We start from the raw sequence: 15029 nt of genomic DNA, 5'->3' as shown, positions 1-15029 counted from the left end.
CGGTAAGGCGACGCTGACGTGGTTTGAATTTGATTTTCGAAGAGTATAAGGCGGTCCTAGAACCACTTACGTACCTAAAGTAACCACTTGCTTTTTTGCTCTTGTTTTCTTATTTTGGCTTTGATATAGTAGAGTCAGAAAGGAGATGGAATGAAGTTACGAATCGAGATTGACAGCAATTTAGAGGAAACTGAAATTATCATCAAGGCAGCGACTTTGACAGATGAGATTGCGGATTTGCAGCGTCTCTTTCAAGAGTCCAAGTCTCCTAGGCTGATTTTTTATAAGGGAACAGGTGAATATTATCTGGACTTATCGGAAATTCTCTTCTTTGAGACGGAAGGTAGCAAGATTTATGCCCATACCCAGAAAGATGCCTACGAAGTTCGGCTCAAGCTTTATGAATTGGAGTCTATCCTGCCCCGTTATTTCAGTCGAGTATCCAAGTCGACCATTGCTAATATTCGGCAAATCTATTCGGTGGACAAGTCCTTTTCAGGAACGGGCACCATTTCCTTTTATCAGACCCACAAGGAGGTTCATGTGTCACGGCATTACCAATCCCTCCTAAAAGAAAATCTAAGAAACATGAGGTAAGAACATGAAAAAGAAAGCATTTGGTATTGTGTTGCTTATTTTTGCAGCTGTAATATTATTACAAGGAAATTTTGGAATCCCTTCTCTTGGAGGGCAAATTTGGCCCTTGATTGGCATTGCTTTTTTTGCCTACCAATCAGTTGGAGCTTTGTTGCGTCGCCACTTAACCTCAGCCTCTTTTACAGCTCTAGTAGCCCTCATGATTGCTAACCACTTTTATGATATTTTACCGATTCCAAATCAGTCTTTATTTTGGGCTAGTATTTTAATCGTAATGGGTGTCAGCGCACTCACTCATTCTAACAGAACTTGGAATGGAAAAAAATGGTGGTATGATGGTGAAAAGACCATTCTTACAGATAAGGAAGTCGCTTTTGGGACTGGGACTTTCTACAAGCAAGACCAAGAATTGGTAGAAGACCAAGTTGAAGTTGGTTTTGGGAATGCCAAGATATATTATGACAATGCAGAGATGTTAGGTGATAGTGCAACACTGAAAGTGGAAGTTGGTTTTGGCAATGCAGTTATCTATGTTCCTCAACATTGGAGAGTTGATTTAAAGGTGGAAACTTTCTGTGGTGTAGCCAAGGCAGATACTTCTCTAGCCCCAACCAGCAAAACCTTGATTATCCGTGGGGATGTGGCTTTTGGAAAGTTGGGAATTGTCTACGTTAAATAAAAAAATCTTCCAATTCCCTTGCAAAAATGAAGAAAGTGTGATAACATAGTACGGTATGTGGTGCTAGCACATCCGCTATATTAGATCTAATAGGAGGAAAACACAATGGCTAAAGTATGTTACTTTACAGGTCGTAAGACTGTATCAGGAAACAACCGTTCACACGCGATGAATCAAACAAAACGTGCCGTAAAACCAAACCTTCAAAAAGTTACTGTTCTTATCGATGGTAAACCTAAAAAAGTTTGGGCTTCAGCTCGTGCTTTGAAATCAGGTAAAGTTGAACGCGTTTAATAATAAAAGCAAAGGAGACCTTAGGGTCTTTTTTCTTTTATTGTGGGTATAAAATCATTTGAAAAACGGAGTAAATATCCGCTGATACAGTATTCTGCTTTTACACTTGGGCTGAAATATGATAAAATAGAGTATCAACTAGTTGAGGTAAAAAGGATGACTGTAAAAATTAATACAAAAGATGGTCAAATCGAACTAACAGATGAAGTGATTGCAACTGTCGTAGGCGGTGCAACAACTGAGATTTTTGGTGTGGTTGGTATGGCTAGTAAAAATGCCCTCAAAGATAATTTCCAAGCTCTGCTAGGTAAGGAAAATTATTCCAAAGGTGTCGTCGTAAAGGCGGCCGAAGATGGCAGTATTGCAGTTGATGTATATACCGTGTTGAGCTACGGAACAAAGATTAGCGAAGTGTCAAAAAACATTCAAGAGCGTGTTCGTTTTAGTTTGGAAAACCAACTTGGAATTACTGCTCAGACTGTAAATGTCTACATTCAAAATATCAAAGTTGTAGGAGAATAACCGTGTCAAAAATTACTACTAGCTTATTTCAAGAAATGGTGCAGGCTGCATCAACTCGCTTGAATAAGCAAGCTGAATATGTCAATTCATTAAACGTCTTTCCAGTTCCAGATGGAGATACTGGTACAAATATGGGAATGACCATTGAAAATGGTGCTAAGGAAGTTGCAGATAAGCCAGCTTCTACTGTTGGAGAGGTAGCGAGTATTCTTGCCAAAGGGCTTTTGATGGGCGCGCGTGGGAACTCAGGAGTTATTACGTCTCAGCTTTTCCGTGGATTTTCACAAGCAATCAAGGATAAAGACGAGTTAACAGGTCAAGACTTGGCCCTTGCCTTCCAATCAGGTGTGGAAGTTGCTTATAAAGCAGTTATGAAACCAGTTGAAGGAACGATTTTGACAGTTTCACGTGGAGCTGCTATCGGTGCTAAGAAAAAGGCTGAGCAAACAGATGATGCTGTTGAAGTAATGCGTGCAGCCTTGGAAGGTGCTAAAACAGCTCTTGCTAAAACGCCAGATATGCTTCCAGTCTTGAAGGAAGTTGGAGTTGTGGACTCAGGTGGTCAAGGACTGGTCTTCATCTACGAAGGGTTCCTTTCAGCCCTTACTGGTGAATATATTGCATCTGAGGACTTTGTAGCGACTCCTGCCAACATGAGTGAAATGATCAATGCGGAGCATCATAAGTCTGTAGCTGGTCACGTAGCGACTGAGGACATTACGTTTGGTTACTGTACTGAAATCATGGTAGCCCTTAAACAAGGTCCAACCTATGCTAAAGATTTTGACTACGACGAATTCCGTAACTACTTGAATGAACTTGGAGATTCTCTCCTCGTTGTCAACGATGATGAAATTGTCAAAGTCCATGTCCATACAGAAGATCCAGGACTTGTTATGCAAGAAGGTCTCAAATATGGTAGTTTGGTCAAGGTAAAAGTTGACAATATGCGTAACCAACACGAAGCACAGGTTGAAAAAGAAGCTGCTCAAGTTAGCAAGACAGCTGAAGAAAAAGAGTATGCTTTGATTGCTGTAGTGGCTGGTAAAGGTCTAGCAGATATCTTCCGTTCTCAAGGTGTGGATTATGTTATCGAAGGCGGTCAAACCATGAACCCTTCAACAGAAGACTTTATCAAGGCTGTTGAACAGGTCAACGCTCGTAATATTATCTTCCTGCCAAACAACAAGAATATCTTCATGGCGGCTCAATCTGCAGCAGAAGTTTTGGAACAACCAGCAGTAGTGGTAGAAGCTCGTACTCTTCCTCAAGGATTGACTAGTCTTCTTGCCTTTGATCCAAGCAAGTCAATCGAAGAAAACCAAGAGCGTATGACAGCTGCTCTTAGCGATGTCGTTAGCGGAAGCGTAACAACAGCTGTGCGTGATACAACGATTGATGGTTTAGAAATCCATGAAAACGATAATCTTGGTATGGTCGATGGGAAAATTCTCGTGTCAAACCCTGACATGCACCAAACCTTGACAGAAACCTTGAAACATATGTTGGATGAAGATAGTGAAATCGTAACATTCTATGTCGGTGAAGACGGAAGCGAAGAACTTGCTAATGAAATTGCTCAAGAAATCGCAGAAGAATTCGAAGACGTTGAAGTCGAGATTCACCAAGGCCAACAACCTGTTTACCCATACCTATTTAGTGTGGAATAAGATTAATGAAGGACTGAGAAATCAGTTCTTTTTTATTTTTTAGTAAATGAAATCGATATCTTTTTTAATAAAAACAAAAATAATATTCATAAATAAACGTTAAAATAGAAAATTCAGAAAATTTCTTCTTTTCTCTTGAAAAATCTTGAAAAAATGGTATGATAGTAACAAGTTATTTTTAAGAGAAGAGAAAGGGGAACAATGGAGAAAATCAGTTTAGAATCTCCTAAGACGGGGTCGGACCTAGTTTTGGAAACACTTCGTGATTTAGGAATTGATACCATCTTTGGTTATCCTGGTGGTGCTGTCTTGCCTTTTTATGATGCGATATATAATTTTAAAGGCATTCGCCACATTCTAGGACGCCATGAGCAAGGTTGTTTGCATGAAGCTGAAGGTTATGCCAAATCAACTGGAAAGTTGGGTGTTGCCGTCGTCACTAGTGGACCAGGAGCAACAAATGCCATTACAGGGATTGCGGATGCCATGAGCGATAGCGTTCCCCTTTTGGTCTTTACAGGTCAAGTGGCGCGAGCAGGGATTGGGAAGGATGCCTTTCAGGAGGCAGACATCGTGGGAATTACCATGCCAATCACTAAGTACAATTACCAAGTACGTGAGACAGCTGATATCCCTCGTATCATTACGGAAGCTGTCCATATCGCAACTACAGGCCGTCCAGGACCAGTTGTCATTGACCTACCAAAAGACGTATCTGCTTTAGAAACAGACTTCATCTATTCACCAGAAGTGAATCTACCAAGCTATCAGCCGACTCTTGAGCCGAATGATATGCAAATCAAGAAAATCTTGAAGCAATTATCCAAGGCTAAAAAACCAGTCTTGCTGGCTGGTGGTGGAATTAGTTATGCTGAAGCTGCTGCAGAATTAAATGAATTTGCAGAACGCTATCAGATTCCAGTGGTAACCAGTCTTTTGGGACAAGGCACGATTGCAACGACTCATCCACTCTTCCTTGGAATGGGAGGCATGCACGGTTCTTTCGCAGCTAATATTGCCATGACGGAAGCAGACTTTATGATTAGTATCGGTTGCCGTTTCGATGACCGCTTGACAGGAAATCCTAAGACCTTTGCTAAGAATGCCAAGGTTGCTCACATTGATATTGATCCAGCTGAGATTGGTAAGATTATCAGTGCAGATATTCCTGTAGTTGGAGATGCTAAGAAGGCCTTACAAATGTTGTTGGCGGAACCAACAGTTCATAACAATACTGAAAAATGGATTGAAAAAGTCACAAAAGACAAGAACCGTGTTCGTTCTTATGACAAGAAAGAGCGTGTGGTCCAACCGCAAGCCGTTATTGAACGAATTGGTGAACTGACGAATGGAGATGCCATTGTGGTAACAGACGTTGGTCAACACCAAATGTGGACAGCCCAGTATTATCCATACCAAAATGAACGTCAGTTAGTGACTTCAGGCGGTTTGGGAACCATGGGATTCGGAATTCCAGCAGCAATCGGTGCTAAAATTGCTAACCCAGATAAGGAAGTGGTCTTGTTCGTTGGAGATGGTGGTTTTCAAATGACCAATCAGGAATTGGCTATTTTGAACATTTACAAGGTACCAATCAAGGTGGTTATGCTGAATAACCACTCGCTTGGAATGGTTCGTCAGTGGCAGGAATCCTTCTATGAAGGTAGAACGTCAGAGTCAGTCTTTGATACCCTTCCTGATTTCCAATTGATGGCACAAGCTTATGGCATTAAAAACTATAAGTTTGACAATCCTGAGACCTTGGCTCAAGACCTTGAAGTCATCACTGAGGATGTTCCTATGCTAATCGAGGTAGATATTTCTCGTAAGGAACAGGTGTTACCAATGGTACCAGCTGGTAAGAGTAATCATGAGATGTTGGGGGTGAAGTTCCATGCGTAGAATGTTAACAGCAAAACTACAAAATCGTTCAGGAGTCCTCAACCGCTTTACTGGCGTTCTGTCTCGTCGTCAGGTTAATATCGAAAGCATCTCTGTTGGAGCAACAGAAGATCCGAATGTATCGCGCATCACCATTATTATTGATGTAGCTTCACATGATGAAGTGGAGCAAATTATCAAACAGCTCAATCGTCAGATTGATGTGATTCGCATTCGAGATATTACAGACAAGCCTCATTTGGAGCGCGAGGTGATTTTGGTTAAGATGTCAGCGCCAGCGGAGAAGCGAGCTGAGATTTTAGCGATTATTCAACCTTTCCGTGCAACGGTGGTGGATGTAGCGCCAAGCACGATTACCATTCAGATGACAGGAAATGCAGAAAAGAGCGAGGCCCTGTTGCGAGTCATTCGACCATACGGTATTCGTAATATTGCTAGAACGGGTGCAACTGGATTTACCCGAGATTAACAATCCAACTTAAATTTGTTAAACCAGCCTAAAAGGCAATAAATAATAGAAAAGAGAGAAAACTATGGCAGTTCAAATGGAATATGAAAAAGATGTTAAAGTAGCAGCGCTTGATGGTAAAAAAATTGCCGTTATCGGTTATGGCTCACAAGGACATGCGCATGCTCAAAACTTGCGTGACTCAGGTCGTGATGTCATTATCGGTGTACGTCCAGGTAAATCTTTTGACAAAGCAAAAGAAGATGGATTTGACACTTATACAGTAGCAGAAGCTACTAAATTGGCTGACGTTATCATGATTTTGGCACCAGATGAAATCCAACAAGAACTTTATGAAGCAGAAATCGCTCCAAACTTGGAAGCTGGAAACGCAGTTGGATTTGCCCATGGTTTCAACATCCACTTTGAATTTATCAAAGTTCCTGCCGATGTAGATGTCTTCATGTGTGCTCCTAAAGGACCAGGACACTTGGTACGTCGTACTTACGAAGAAGGATTTGGTGTACCAGCTCTTTACGCAGTATACCAAGATGCAACAGGAAATGCTAAAAATATTGCTATGGACTGGTGTAAAGGTGTTGGGGCAGCTCGTGTAGGTCTTCTTGAAACAACTTACAAAGAAGAAACTGAAGAAGATTTGTTTGGTGAACAAGCTGTACTTTGTGGTGGTTTAACTGCCCTTATCGAAGCAGGTTTCGAAGTCTTGACAGAAGCAGGTTACGCTCCAGAATTGGCTTACTTTGAAGTTCTTCACGAAATGAAATTGATCGTTGACTTGATCTATGAAGGTGGATTCAAAAAAATGCGTCAATCTATTTCAAACACTGCTGAATACGGTGACTATGTATCAGGTCCACGTGTAATCACTGAGCAAGTTAAAGAAAACATGAAAGCTGTCTTGGCAGACATCCAAAATGGTAAATTTGCAAATGACTTTGTAAATGACTATAAAGCTGGACGTCCAAAATTGACTGCTTACCGTGAACAAGCAGCTAACCTTGAAATTGAAAAAGTTGGTGCAGAATTGCGTAAAGCAATGCCATTCGTTGGTAAAAACGACGACGATGCATTCAAAATCTATAACTAATTTATAGAAATTAAGGTGAAGGCGAGTTGGGGGGACCTAACTCGCTTTTATAATCAATTCATCTTTCTTTTTAGAGGATGGATTGTGATAGTATGAATAGTCTAGGAGAAAAAGATGTTAAGTTCAAAAGATATCATCAAGGCTCACAAGGTCTTGAACGGTGTGGTTGTGAATACCCCATTGGATTATGACCATTATTTATCGGAGAAGTATGGTGCTAAGATTTATTTGAAAAAGGAAAATGCCCAACGTGTCCGCTCTTTTAAAATTCGTGGTGCCTATTATGCCATTTCTCAGCTCAGCAAGGAAGAGCGTGAGCGTGGGGTAGTCTGTGCTTCTGCGGGAAATCATGCGCAGGGAGTAGCCTATACTTGTAATGAAATGAAAATCCCTGCTACTATCTTTATGCCCATTACTACTCCGCAACAAAAGATTGGGCAGGTTCGCTTTTTTGGTGGGGACTTCGTAACCATTAAACTAGTTGGAGATACCTTTGATGCCTCAGCTAAGGCAGCTCAAGAATTTACAGTCTCTGAAAATCGTACCTTTATTGATCCCTTTGATGATGCTCATGTCCAGGCAGGTCAAGGAACCGTTGCTTATGAGATTTTAGAAGAAGCTCGAAAAGAATCGATTGATTTTGATGCTGTCTTGGTTCCTGTTGGTGGTGGCGGTCTCATTGCTGGGGTTTCTACCTATATCAAGGAAATAAGTCCAGAGATCGAGGTTATCGGAGTAGAAGCGAATGGAGCACGTTCCATGAAGGCTGCCTTTGAAGCTGGTGGACCTGTTAAGCTCAAGGAAATTGACAAATTTGCAGATGGGATTGCCGTACAAAAGGTAGGTCAGTTGACTTATGAGGCAACTCGTCAACATGTTCAAACTTTGGTAGGTGTCGATGAGGGATTGATTTCTGAAACTTTGATTGACCTCTACTCTAAGCAAGGGATTGTTGCAGAACCTGCTGGAGCAGCTAGTATTGCCTCTTTAGAAGTTTTAGCTGAATATATCAAGGGGAAAACTATTTGTTGTATCATTTCTGGAGGAAATAATGATATCAACCGTATGCCAGAAATGGAAGAACGTGCCTTGATTTATGATGGGATCAAGCATTACTTTGTGGTTAATTTTCCACAGCGTCCAGGAGCATTACGTGAATTTGTAAATGATATCTTGGGGCCAAACGATGATATCACACGTTTTGAGTATATCAAACGAGCTAGTAAGGGGACAGGACCTGTATTGATCGGGATCGCTTTAGCAGATAAGCATGATTATGCAGGATTGATTCGTCGGATGGAAGGTTTTGATCCAGCTTATATTAATTTAAATGGTAATGAAACGCTCTATAATATGCTTGTCTGAGGATTAATAAAAAAATATCATATTATTTGCACAACTGATGTATAGGTGCTATAATGAGGGTGAAGAAAGGGGGCGATTCCTATGGACTTAGGAAAACTATCGTACTACTTCTACTATAACTCACTATAGTACCTATTATTTTTTATTTCAGTTTATAATAATAAAGAAGAATGACTTGTTATACATAGGGCTATTTTTTAGAATACCATATTTTATATATATAATTTTAAGTTTGATTAAATATAATAGGAATTAGAAAAAATAATCAATGCTTATAAGGTAGATTTGGTGAGTTGATTGAATATAGTATATGATAGCAGTAATATGAGGCGAGTAGAACATTTGGAATACTAGGAAGTGTTATTCTAAATGCTGATTGTAATAGCGGTGTGTTATAAGAATATGCAAAATTTGATGAGATAAGTCAATTGTACCGGTTAAAAAAGTTAAATAGTAACAGGAAGGGAACCAAAGGAAATAGAAAGGATAAAATAGATATGAGATAGTCAGAAAAGGAAGATTCTCTTTGACAAACTTATAGATTAAAATGAAGATATAGAATATGACTCCTGTTTATCCTATTGAGAAACTGGTATTTTTTCTTGATGAATATTTTTGCGAATTATAAGTTTAATAATTCAATTATTTTTAGGGTGCGTACTAATGGGTTATAGCAACTAAAAACCTATATATTATCGGCTTTAAAAAAGAAGTAAGAAAAAACTAAATCATTTGTTTTATTGAATATATGTTTTTTTATTGACAAAAGACATAAAAACGTATAGAATAATATATCGTAAAGAAGAAAATAGGAGAAGAACATGGCTAAGTCAAACTTTGAAAAAGTAGAATCAGTTGTTGGCTGGGTTCGTGATAAGAAAATCACAGGCTACCGTATCTCTAAGGAAACGAATGCGCGTGAGATGTCTATCATTGCTCTAGCGCAGGGTCGTGCGAAAGTAAAAAATATTTCATTTGAAACAGCTCTAGGTTTAATTGATTTCTATGACAAAAATCATGAAAAATTTGAAGATTAATCTTTGGATGACGGCGGATTCTTAAATAGGGTCTGCCTTTTCATTTTGACCAAACAAAAAGACTGCACGGTTGGTGCGGCCTTTTCTTTTTATTTGAGATAGCGTTGAAGGAATTCTTTTGTACGGTCTTCTTTAGGATTGGTGAAGAGATCTTCTGGTTTGCCTTCTTCAGCGATTACTCCCTTATCCATAAAGATCACACGGTGGGAGACATCACGGGCGAATTCCATTTCGTGGGTTACGACAATCATAGTCAAGCCTTCTTGGGCAAGTTCCTGCATGATTTTAAGTACTTCTCCAACCATTTCTGGATCGAGAGCTGATGTTGGTTCATCAAAGAGAATAGCATCAGGATTCATTGAAAGGGCACGAGCAATGGCCACACGTTGTTTTTGACCACCTGAGAGTTGTTTTGGTTTCGCTTGCCAGTAGTGTTCCCCCATACCGACCTTTTCTAGGTTTTCTTTGGCAATCTTTTCAGCTTCTGTACGTTCACGTTTAAGGACAGTTGTCTGAGCGACGATTGTATTTTCAAGAACGTTGAGATTTTCAAAGAGATTAAAGGATTGGAACACCATTCCCAACTTTTCACGGTATTGTGTGAGGTCATAACCTTTTTCGAGGACGTTTTGCCCATGATAAAGGATTTGTCCATCAGTTGGCGTTTCAAGTAGGTTAATGGAGCGGAGGAAGGTCGATTTTCCGCTTCCAGAGCTTCCGATGATAGAGATAACTTCTCCCTTGTGGACAGTGAGAGAAATGTCTTTTAGCACTTCGTTTTGTCCATAGGATTTTTTGAGGTGTTTAATTTCAAGGATTGCTTGTGTCATTATTTCAAATCCTCCGTTTGCATTTGATTAGCACCTGTAGTATAGGTATCCATATCCATTCGGCGTTCGATGAAGCGTAGGATACGTGTTACGGTAAAGGTGAGGACAAAGTAAATCACGGCGATGATTGTAAATGTCTGGAAGTATTGATAGGTTTGAGTTGCCACGGTATTTCCTGAGAAATAAAGTTCAACAACAGAGATAACGTTCAATACAGATGTATCTTTGATATTGATGACAAACTCATTACCAGTTGCTGGTAGGATATTGCGGACAACCTGAGGTAGCACAATCTTACGCATGGTTTGGTTATGGGTCATACCAAGAGCAGTCGCTGCTTCAAATTGTCCCTTATCAACTGCTAGGATACCACCACGGACGATTTCAGTCATGTAGGCACCAGTGTTGATTGAAACGATGAAGATAGCGGCCAGTGTACGGTCAAGGTTGATACCGAAAGCTTGGGCAGTTCCATAGTAGATAACCATCGATTGAACGATCATTGGAGTACCACGGAAAATTTCAATGTAGACATTGAGGATCCAGCCGATTAGTTTTTGTAATCCATAAATGGCTTTATTCTCAGAGAGAGGAGCAGTACGGAAAACACCAATGGCAAGACCGATAATGAGACCTATGATGGTTCCGACGATAGAGATTAAAAGAGTGACACCAGCACCACGCAAGAGTTGTTGCCAGTTCTCAGAAAGAATTTTAGCGACTTGGCTAAAGAAACTACTGCTAGTCTCCTCAGTTGTTGTTGCTTCGGCAGGTTGTTCCTTGATCATACGATCCATCAAGGCAACTTGGTCGTCTTTTGAAATGGTTTCAATGCTGGCATTGATTTGGCTAATACGATTATCATCTTTACGAAGCCCGATCGCGATAGCCGTATCTTCTTCTCCAGTTTTGAAACCTGGTTCCACTTGGACCATCTTGAACTTAGAGTTAGCAGCTTCAGCAGTCAGTGCTTCAGGGCGTTCAGAAACATAAGCATCGATAACACCAGCCTCAAGTGCTTGGCGCATTTGAGCGAAGTCTCCCATGGCAGTTTCTTTTTTAGCGCCTGAGATTTGTGAAATCAAGTCATAAAGGTAAACACCTTGTTGAGAAGTGATTTTCGCACCAGTAAAGTCATCCAAAGACTTAGCATTTGCGTAGGCAGAATCTTTTTTGACAAGCAAAACTGGTTCGCTAGTGTAGTAACTGCTTGAAAAGGCGATTTCTTGTTTGCGTTCGGCAGTAGGACTCATACCTGCGATAATCATGTCAATTTTACCAGAAGTAAGGGCAGGGACTAGACCTTCCCACTTGGTTTTAACAACCAAAGGCTCTTTGCCTAAGTCCTTAGCAATTTTCTTGGCAATTTGGACATCGTATCCATTGGCGTACTGGTTGGTTCCATCGATTTTGACAGCTCCATTGCTATCATCATCCTGAGTCCAGTTAAAGGGAGCATATGCTGCTTCCATCCCGATGCGTAAATATTCATCAGCTTGAGCAACATTGACAAGTCCTAGCATCAGCAAGAGACTTGTGAAAATAGATAAGTATATTTTTCTCATGATTTCTCCTATTTCTAATCTATTAAAAAATAACTGTCTCCTATTTTATCGAAAAAAACTCTATTTTTCAATACAGGTAAGCCCTTACTTGAGAAAAAATGATATAATGATAGCAAAGATAAAAAGGGGGCTTGTTTGATGAAAAAAACTTTTTTCTTACTAGTGTTAGGCTTGTTTTGCCTTCTGCCACTTTCTGTTTTTGCCATTGATTTTAAGATAAACTCTTATCAAGGTGATTTGTATATTCATGCAGACAATACGGCAGAATTTAGACAAAAGATAGTTTACCAATTTGAGGAGGACTTTAAGGGCCAAATCGTGGGACTTGGACGTGCTGGCAAGATGCCTAGAGGATTTGATATAGACCCTCATCCAAAGGTTCAGGCCTCGAAAAATGGTGCAGAACTAGCAGACGTTACTAGCGAAGTGATAGAAGGAACAGATGGTTATACTGTCAAAGTCTATAATCCAGGTCAGGAGGGTGACACAGTTGAAGTTGACCTTGTCTGGAACTTAAAGAACTTGCTTTTTCTTTATGATGATATCGCTGAATTAAATTGGCAACCTCTGACAGATAGTTCAGGGGCTATTGGAAAGTTTGAATTTCGTGTAAGGGGAGACAAGGGGGCTGAAAAACTCTACTTCCATACAGGGAAACTCTTTAAAGAAGGAACGATTGAAAAGAGTAACTTTGATTATACTATTCGTTTAGACAATCTTCCTCCTAAGCGTGGAGTTGAATTGCATGCCTACTGGCCTCGAAGTGCTTTTGCTAGCGCTAGGAATCAGGGCTTGAAAGGGAATCGTTTAGAGGAGTTTAATAAGATAGAAGACTCGATTGTTAGAGAAAAAGATCAGAGTAAACAACTCGTCACTTGGGTCTTTCCTTCGATACTTTCCATCTCTTTGTTATTGAGTGCTTTCTTCTATTTTATCTATAGAAGAAAGACCACTCCTTCAGTCAAATATGCCAAAAATCATCGTCTCTATGAGCCACCAATGGAATTAGAGCCTATGGTTTTATCAGAGGCTGTCTACTCGACCTCCTTGGAGGAAGTGAGTCCCTTAGTCAAGGGGGCTGGCAAATTCACCTTTGATCAACTCATTCAAGCTACTTTGTTAGATGTGATAGACCGTGGGAATGTCTCTATCATTTCAGAAGGAGATGCAGTTGGCTTGAGGCTGGTAAGAGAAGATGGTTTGTCAAGCTTTGAGATAGACTGTCTAAATCTGGCTTTTTCAGGCAAAAAAGAAGAAACTCTTTCCAATTTGTTTGCAGATTATAAGGTATCTGATAGTCTTTATCGTAGAGCAAAAGTCTCTGATGAAAAACGGATTCAAGCAAAGGGGCGTCAGCTCAAATCGTCTTTTGAAGAAGTATTGAACGAGATGCAAGAAGGAGTGAGAAATCGAGTTTCCTTCTGGGGCCTCCCAGATTATTATCGTTCCTTGACTGGTGGAGAAAAGGCCTTGCAGGTGGGTATGGGTATTTCCACTATCTTGCCCTTATTTATCGGATTTGGTTTGTTCTTGTACAGTTTAGATGTTCATGGCTATCTTTACCTCCCCTTGCCAATACTTGGTTTTCTAGGTTTGGTTTTGGCTGTTTTCTATTATTGGAAACTTCGACTAGATAATCGTGATGGTGTTCTAAATGAAGCGGGAGCTGAGGTCTACTATCTCTGGACCAGTTTTGAAAATATGTTGCGTGAGATTGCACGACTGGATCAGGCTGAATTGGAAAGTATTGTGGTCTGGAATCGCCTCTTGGTCTATGCAACCTTATTTGGCTATGCGGATAAGGTTAGTCATTTGATGAAGGTTCATCATATCCAAGTGGAAAATCCAGATATCAATCTCTATGTAGCTTATGGCTGGCACAGTATGTTTTATCATTCAAGCGCGCAAATGAGCCATTATGCCAGTGTCGCAAATACAGCAAGTACCTACTCGGTATCTTCTGGAAGCGGAAGTTCTGGCGGTGGCTTCTCTGGAGGCGGAGGCGGTGGCAGTATCGGAGCCTTTTAAAGAGAGCTGTCATAGGCTGAAAAATATGCTATAATGGAAGATAGAAAAAAAGGAGTAATCTATGTATCTTATTGAAATTTTAAAATCTATCTTCTTCGGGATTGTTGAAGGAATTACAGAATGGTTGCCGATTTCCAGTACAGGTCACTTGATTTTAGCAGAGGAATTTATCCAATATCAAAATCAAAATGAAGCCTTTGTGTCCATGTTTAATGTTGTAATTCAGCTTGGAGCGATTTTGGCGGTCATGGTTATTTACTTTAACAAGCTCAATCCTTTCAAACCGACTAAGGACAAGCAGGAAGTTCGTAAGACTTGGAGACTGTGGTTGAAGGTCTTAGTTGCTACTTTGCCTTTACTTGCCGTCTTTAAGTTTGATGATTGGTTTGATACCCACTTCCATAATATGGTTTCAGTTGCTCTTATGTTGATTATCTATGGGATTGCCTTTATCTATTTGGAAAAGCGCAATAAAGCGCGTGCTATCGAGCCAAGTGTGACAGAGTTGGACAAGCTTCCTTATACGACAGCTTTCTATATCGGACTCTTCCAAGTTCTTGCCCTTTTGCCAGGAACTAGCCGTTCTGGGGCCACAATCGTCGGTGGTTTATTGAATGGAACCAGTCGTTCTGTTGTGACAGAATTTACCTTCTATCTTGGAATTCCTGTTATGTTTGGAGCTAGTGCCTTAAAGATTTTCAAATTTGTGAAAGCAGGACAACTCTTGAGCTTTGGGCAATTGTTCTTGCTCTTGGTTGCGATGGGAGTCGCCTTTGCAGTCAGCATGGTCGCTATTCGTTTCTTGACCAGTTATGTGAAAAAACACGACTTTACTCTTTTTGGTAAATACCGCATCGTGCTTGGTGGTGTCTTGCTACTTTACAGCTTTGTTCGTTTATTTGTATAAGAAAAACCTTGAAGGGTCAGCTCTTCAAGGTTTTATACTCCATGAAAATTAAAAAGCAAACTAGGAAGCTAGCCGCA

The 15029-nt window shown here is 40.3% G+C and carries 14 protein-coding genes; 12 read left to right on the top strand and 2 right to left on the bottom strand.

The window, feature by feature from the left end; genetic code table 11:
- The first annotated feature begins 150 nt into the window (after positions 1-150).
- From HT717_RS09105 to HT717_RS09060, 10 genes are all read left to right on the top strand, one after another.
- Positions 151-597 carry a LytTR family DNA-binding domain-containing protein gene (locus HT717_RS09105; protein WP_049539211.1) on the top strand — a complete coding sequence of 149 codons (447 nt, stop codon included), beginning with the start codon at positions 151-153 and terminating at the stop codon, positions 595-597.
- Positions 598-601: 4 nt separating this feature from the next.
- Positions 602-1276 (top strand): membrane protein, encoded by a 675-nt coding sequence (locus HT717_RS09100; RefSeq protein ID WP_049539213.1) that lies wholly within the window; start codon positions 602-604, stop codon positions 1274-1276.
- Between the two features lie 105 nt (positions 1277-1381).
- The gene (rpmB, locus tag HT717_RS09095) at positions 1382-1570 is read left to right on the top strand and encodes a 50S ribosomal protein L28 (RefSeq protein ID WP_001140948.1); all 189 of its coding nucleotides are present in this window, start codon (positions 1382-1384) and stop codon (positions 1568-1570) included.
- A gap of 156 nt (positions 1571-1726) precedes the next feature.
- Positions 1727-2092, top strand: a complete 366-nt coding sequence (locus HT717_RS09090; protein WP_000216442.1) for an Asp23/Gls24 family envelope stress response protein — start codon at positions 1727-1729, stop codon at positions 2090-2092.
- A gap of 2 nt (positions 2093-2094) precedes the next feature.
- Entirely contained in the window at positions 2095-3762 is a 1668-nt protein-coding gene (locus HT717_RS09085; protein WP_049539214.1) for a DAK2 domain-containing protein, read from the top strand.
- Positions 3763-3963: 201 nt separating this feature from the next.
- Positions 3964-5664 (top strand): acetolactate synthase large subunit, encoded by a 1701-nt coding sequence (locus HT717_RS09080; RefSeq protein ID WP_049539216.1) that lies wholly within the window; start codon positions 3964-3966, stop codon positions 5662-5664.
- Complete coding sequence (gene ilvN / locus HT717_RS09075) at positions 5657-6133, top strand: acetolactate synthase small subunit (RefSeq protein ID WP_001253805.1); 477 nt, start codon at positions 5657-5659, stop codon at positions 6131-6133. The genes HT717_RS09080 and ilvN overlap by 8 nt, the downstream gene beginning before the upstream one ends.
- 64 nt (positions 6134-6197) lie before the next feature.
- Entirely contained in the window at positions 6198-7220 is a 1023-nt protein-coding gene (gene ilvC, locus HT717_RS09070) for a ketol-acid reductoisomerase (RefSeq protein ID WP_000290683.1), read from the top strand.
- Positions 7221-7334: 114 nt separating this feature from the next.
- Entirely contained in the window at positions 7335-8585 is a 1251-nt protein-coding gene (gene ilvA / locus HT717_RS09065; protein ID WP_000952970.1) for a threonine ammonia-lyase IlvA, read from the top strand.
- Positions 8586-9406: 821 nt separating this feature from the next.
- The gene (locus tag HT717_RS09060) at positions 9407-9622 is read left to right on the top strand and encodes a hypothetical protein (protein WP_001130035.1); all 216 of its coding nucleotides are present in this window, start codon (positions 9407-9409) and stop codon (positions 9620-9622) included.
- 89 nt (positions 9623-9711) lie between these two features.
- Here HT717_RS09060 and HT717_RS09055 read toward each other — a convergent pair whose 3' ends face one another.
- Complete coding sequence (locus tag HT717_RS09055) at positions 9712-10452, bottom strand: amino acid ABC transporter ATP-binding protein (RefSeq protein ID WP_049539218.1); 741 nt, start codon at positions 10450-10452, stop codon at positions 9712-9714.
- Positions 10452-12017, bottom strand: a complete 1566-nt coding sequence (locus HT717_RS09050) for an ABC transporter substrate-binding protein/permease (protein WP_049539219.1) — start codon at positions 12015-12017, stop codon at positions 10452-10454. Before HT717_RS09050 ends, HT717_RS09055 begins: the two co-directional genes overlap by 1 nt.
- A 138-nt stretch (positions 12018-12155) precedes the next feature.
- Between HT717_RS09050 and HT717_RS09045 the strand changes: the two genes are divergently transcribed.
- Together HT717_RS09045 and HT717_RS09040 are read left to right on the top strand one after the other, a co-directional pair.
- Positions 12156-14045, top strand: a complete 1890-nt coding sequence (locus HT717_RS09045) for a DUF2207 domain-containing protein (protein ID WP_049539220.1) — start codon at positions 12156-12158, stop codon at positions 14043-14045.
- Between the two features lie 61 nt (positions 14046-14106).
- A complete protein-coding gene (locus tag HT717_RS09040; RefSeq protein ID WP_049539222.1) occupies positions 14107-14952 on the top strand; it encodes an undecaprenyl-diphosphate phosphatase in 846 nt (281 codons plus the stop codon).
- Positions 14953-15029: the final 77 nt, after the last annotated feature.

The organism is Streptococcus sp. 959 (assembly GCF_013277075.1).
In the GTDB taxonomy this organism is placed as follows: domain Bacteria; phylum Bacillota; class Bacilli; order Lactobacillales; family Streptococcaceae; genus Streptococcus; species Streptococcus pseudopneumoniae_C.
Note: the sequence above shows the minus strand (reverse complement) of the source record. Positions and strands in the feature narration are given on the sequence as shown.

Bases quoted from the DNA above. Each gene is read 5' to 3' on its own strand.
- HT717_RS09105 (WP_049539211.1), top strand. From the start codon at position 151: ATGAAGTTACGAATCGAGATTGACAGCAATTTAGAGGAAACTGAAATT.
- HT717_RS09100 (WP_049539213.1), top strand. From the start codon at position 602: ATGAAAAAGAAAGCATTTGGTATTGTGTTGCTTATTTTTGCAGCTGTA.
- rpmB (WP_001140948.1), top strand. From the start codon at position 1,382: ATGGCTAAAGTATGTTACTTTACAGGTCGTAAGACTGTATCAGGAAAC.
- HT717_RS09090 (WP_000216442.1), top strand. From the start codon at position 1,727: ATGACTGTAAAAATTAATACAAAAGATGGTCAAATCGAACTAACAGAT.
- HT717_RS09080 (WP_049539216.1), top strand. From the start codon at position 3,964: ATGGAGAAAATCAGTTTAGAATCTCCTAAGACGGGGTCGGACCTAGTT.
- ilvN (WP_001253805.1), top strand. From the start codon at position 5,657: ATGCGTAGAATGTTAACAGCAAAACTACAAAATCGTTCAGGAGTCCTC.
- ilvC (WP_000290683.1), top strand. From the start codon at position 6,198: ATGGCAGTTCAAATGGAATATGAAAAAGATGTTAAAGTAGCAGCGCTT.
- ilvA (WP_000952970.1), top strand. From the start codon at position 7,335: ATGTTAAGTTCAAAAGATATCATCAAGGCTCACAAGGTCTTGAACGGT.
- HT717_RS09060 (WP_001130035.1), top strand. From the start codon at position 9,407: ATGGCTAAGTCAAACTTTGAAAAAGTAGAATCAGTTGTTGGCTGGGTT.
- HT717_RS09055 (WP_049539218.1), bottom strand. From the start codon at position 10,452: ATGACACAAGCAATCCTTGAAATTAAACACCTCAAAAAATCCTATGGA.
- HT717_RS09050 (WP_049539219.1), bottom strand. From the start codon at position 12,017: ATGAGAAAAATATACTTATCTATTTTCACAAGTCTCTTGCTGATGCTA.
- HT717_RS09045 (WP_049539220.1), top strand. From the start codon at position 12,156: ATGAAAAAAACTTTTTTCTTACTAGTGTTAGGCTTGTTTTGCCTTCTG.
- HT717_RS09040 (WP_049539222.1), top strand. From the start codon at position 14,107: ATGTATCTTATTGAAATTTTAAAATCTATCTTCTTCGGGATTGTTGAA.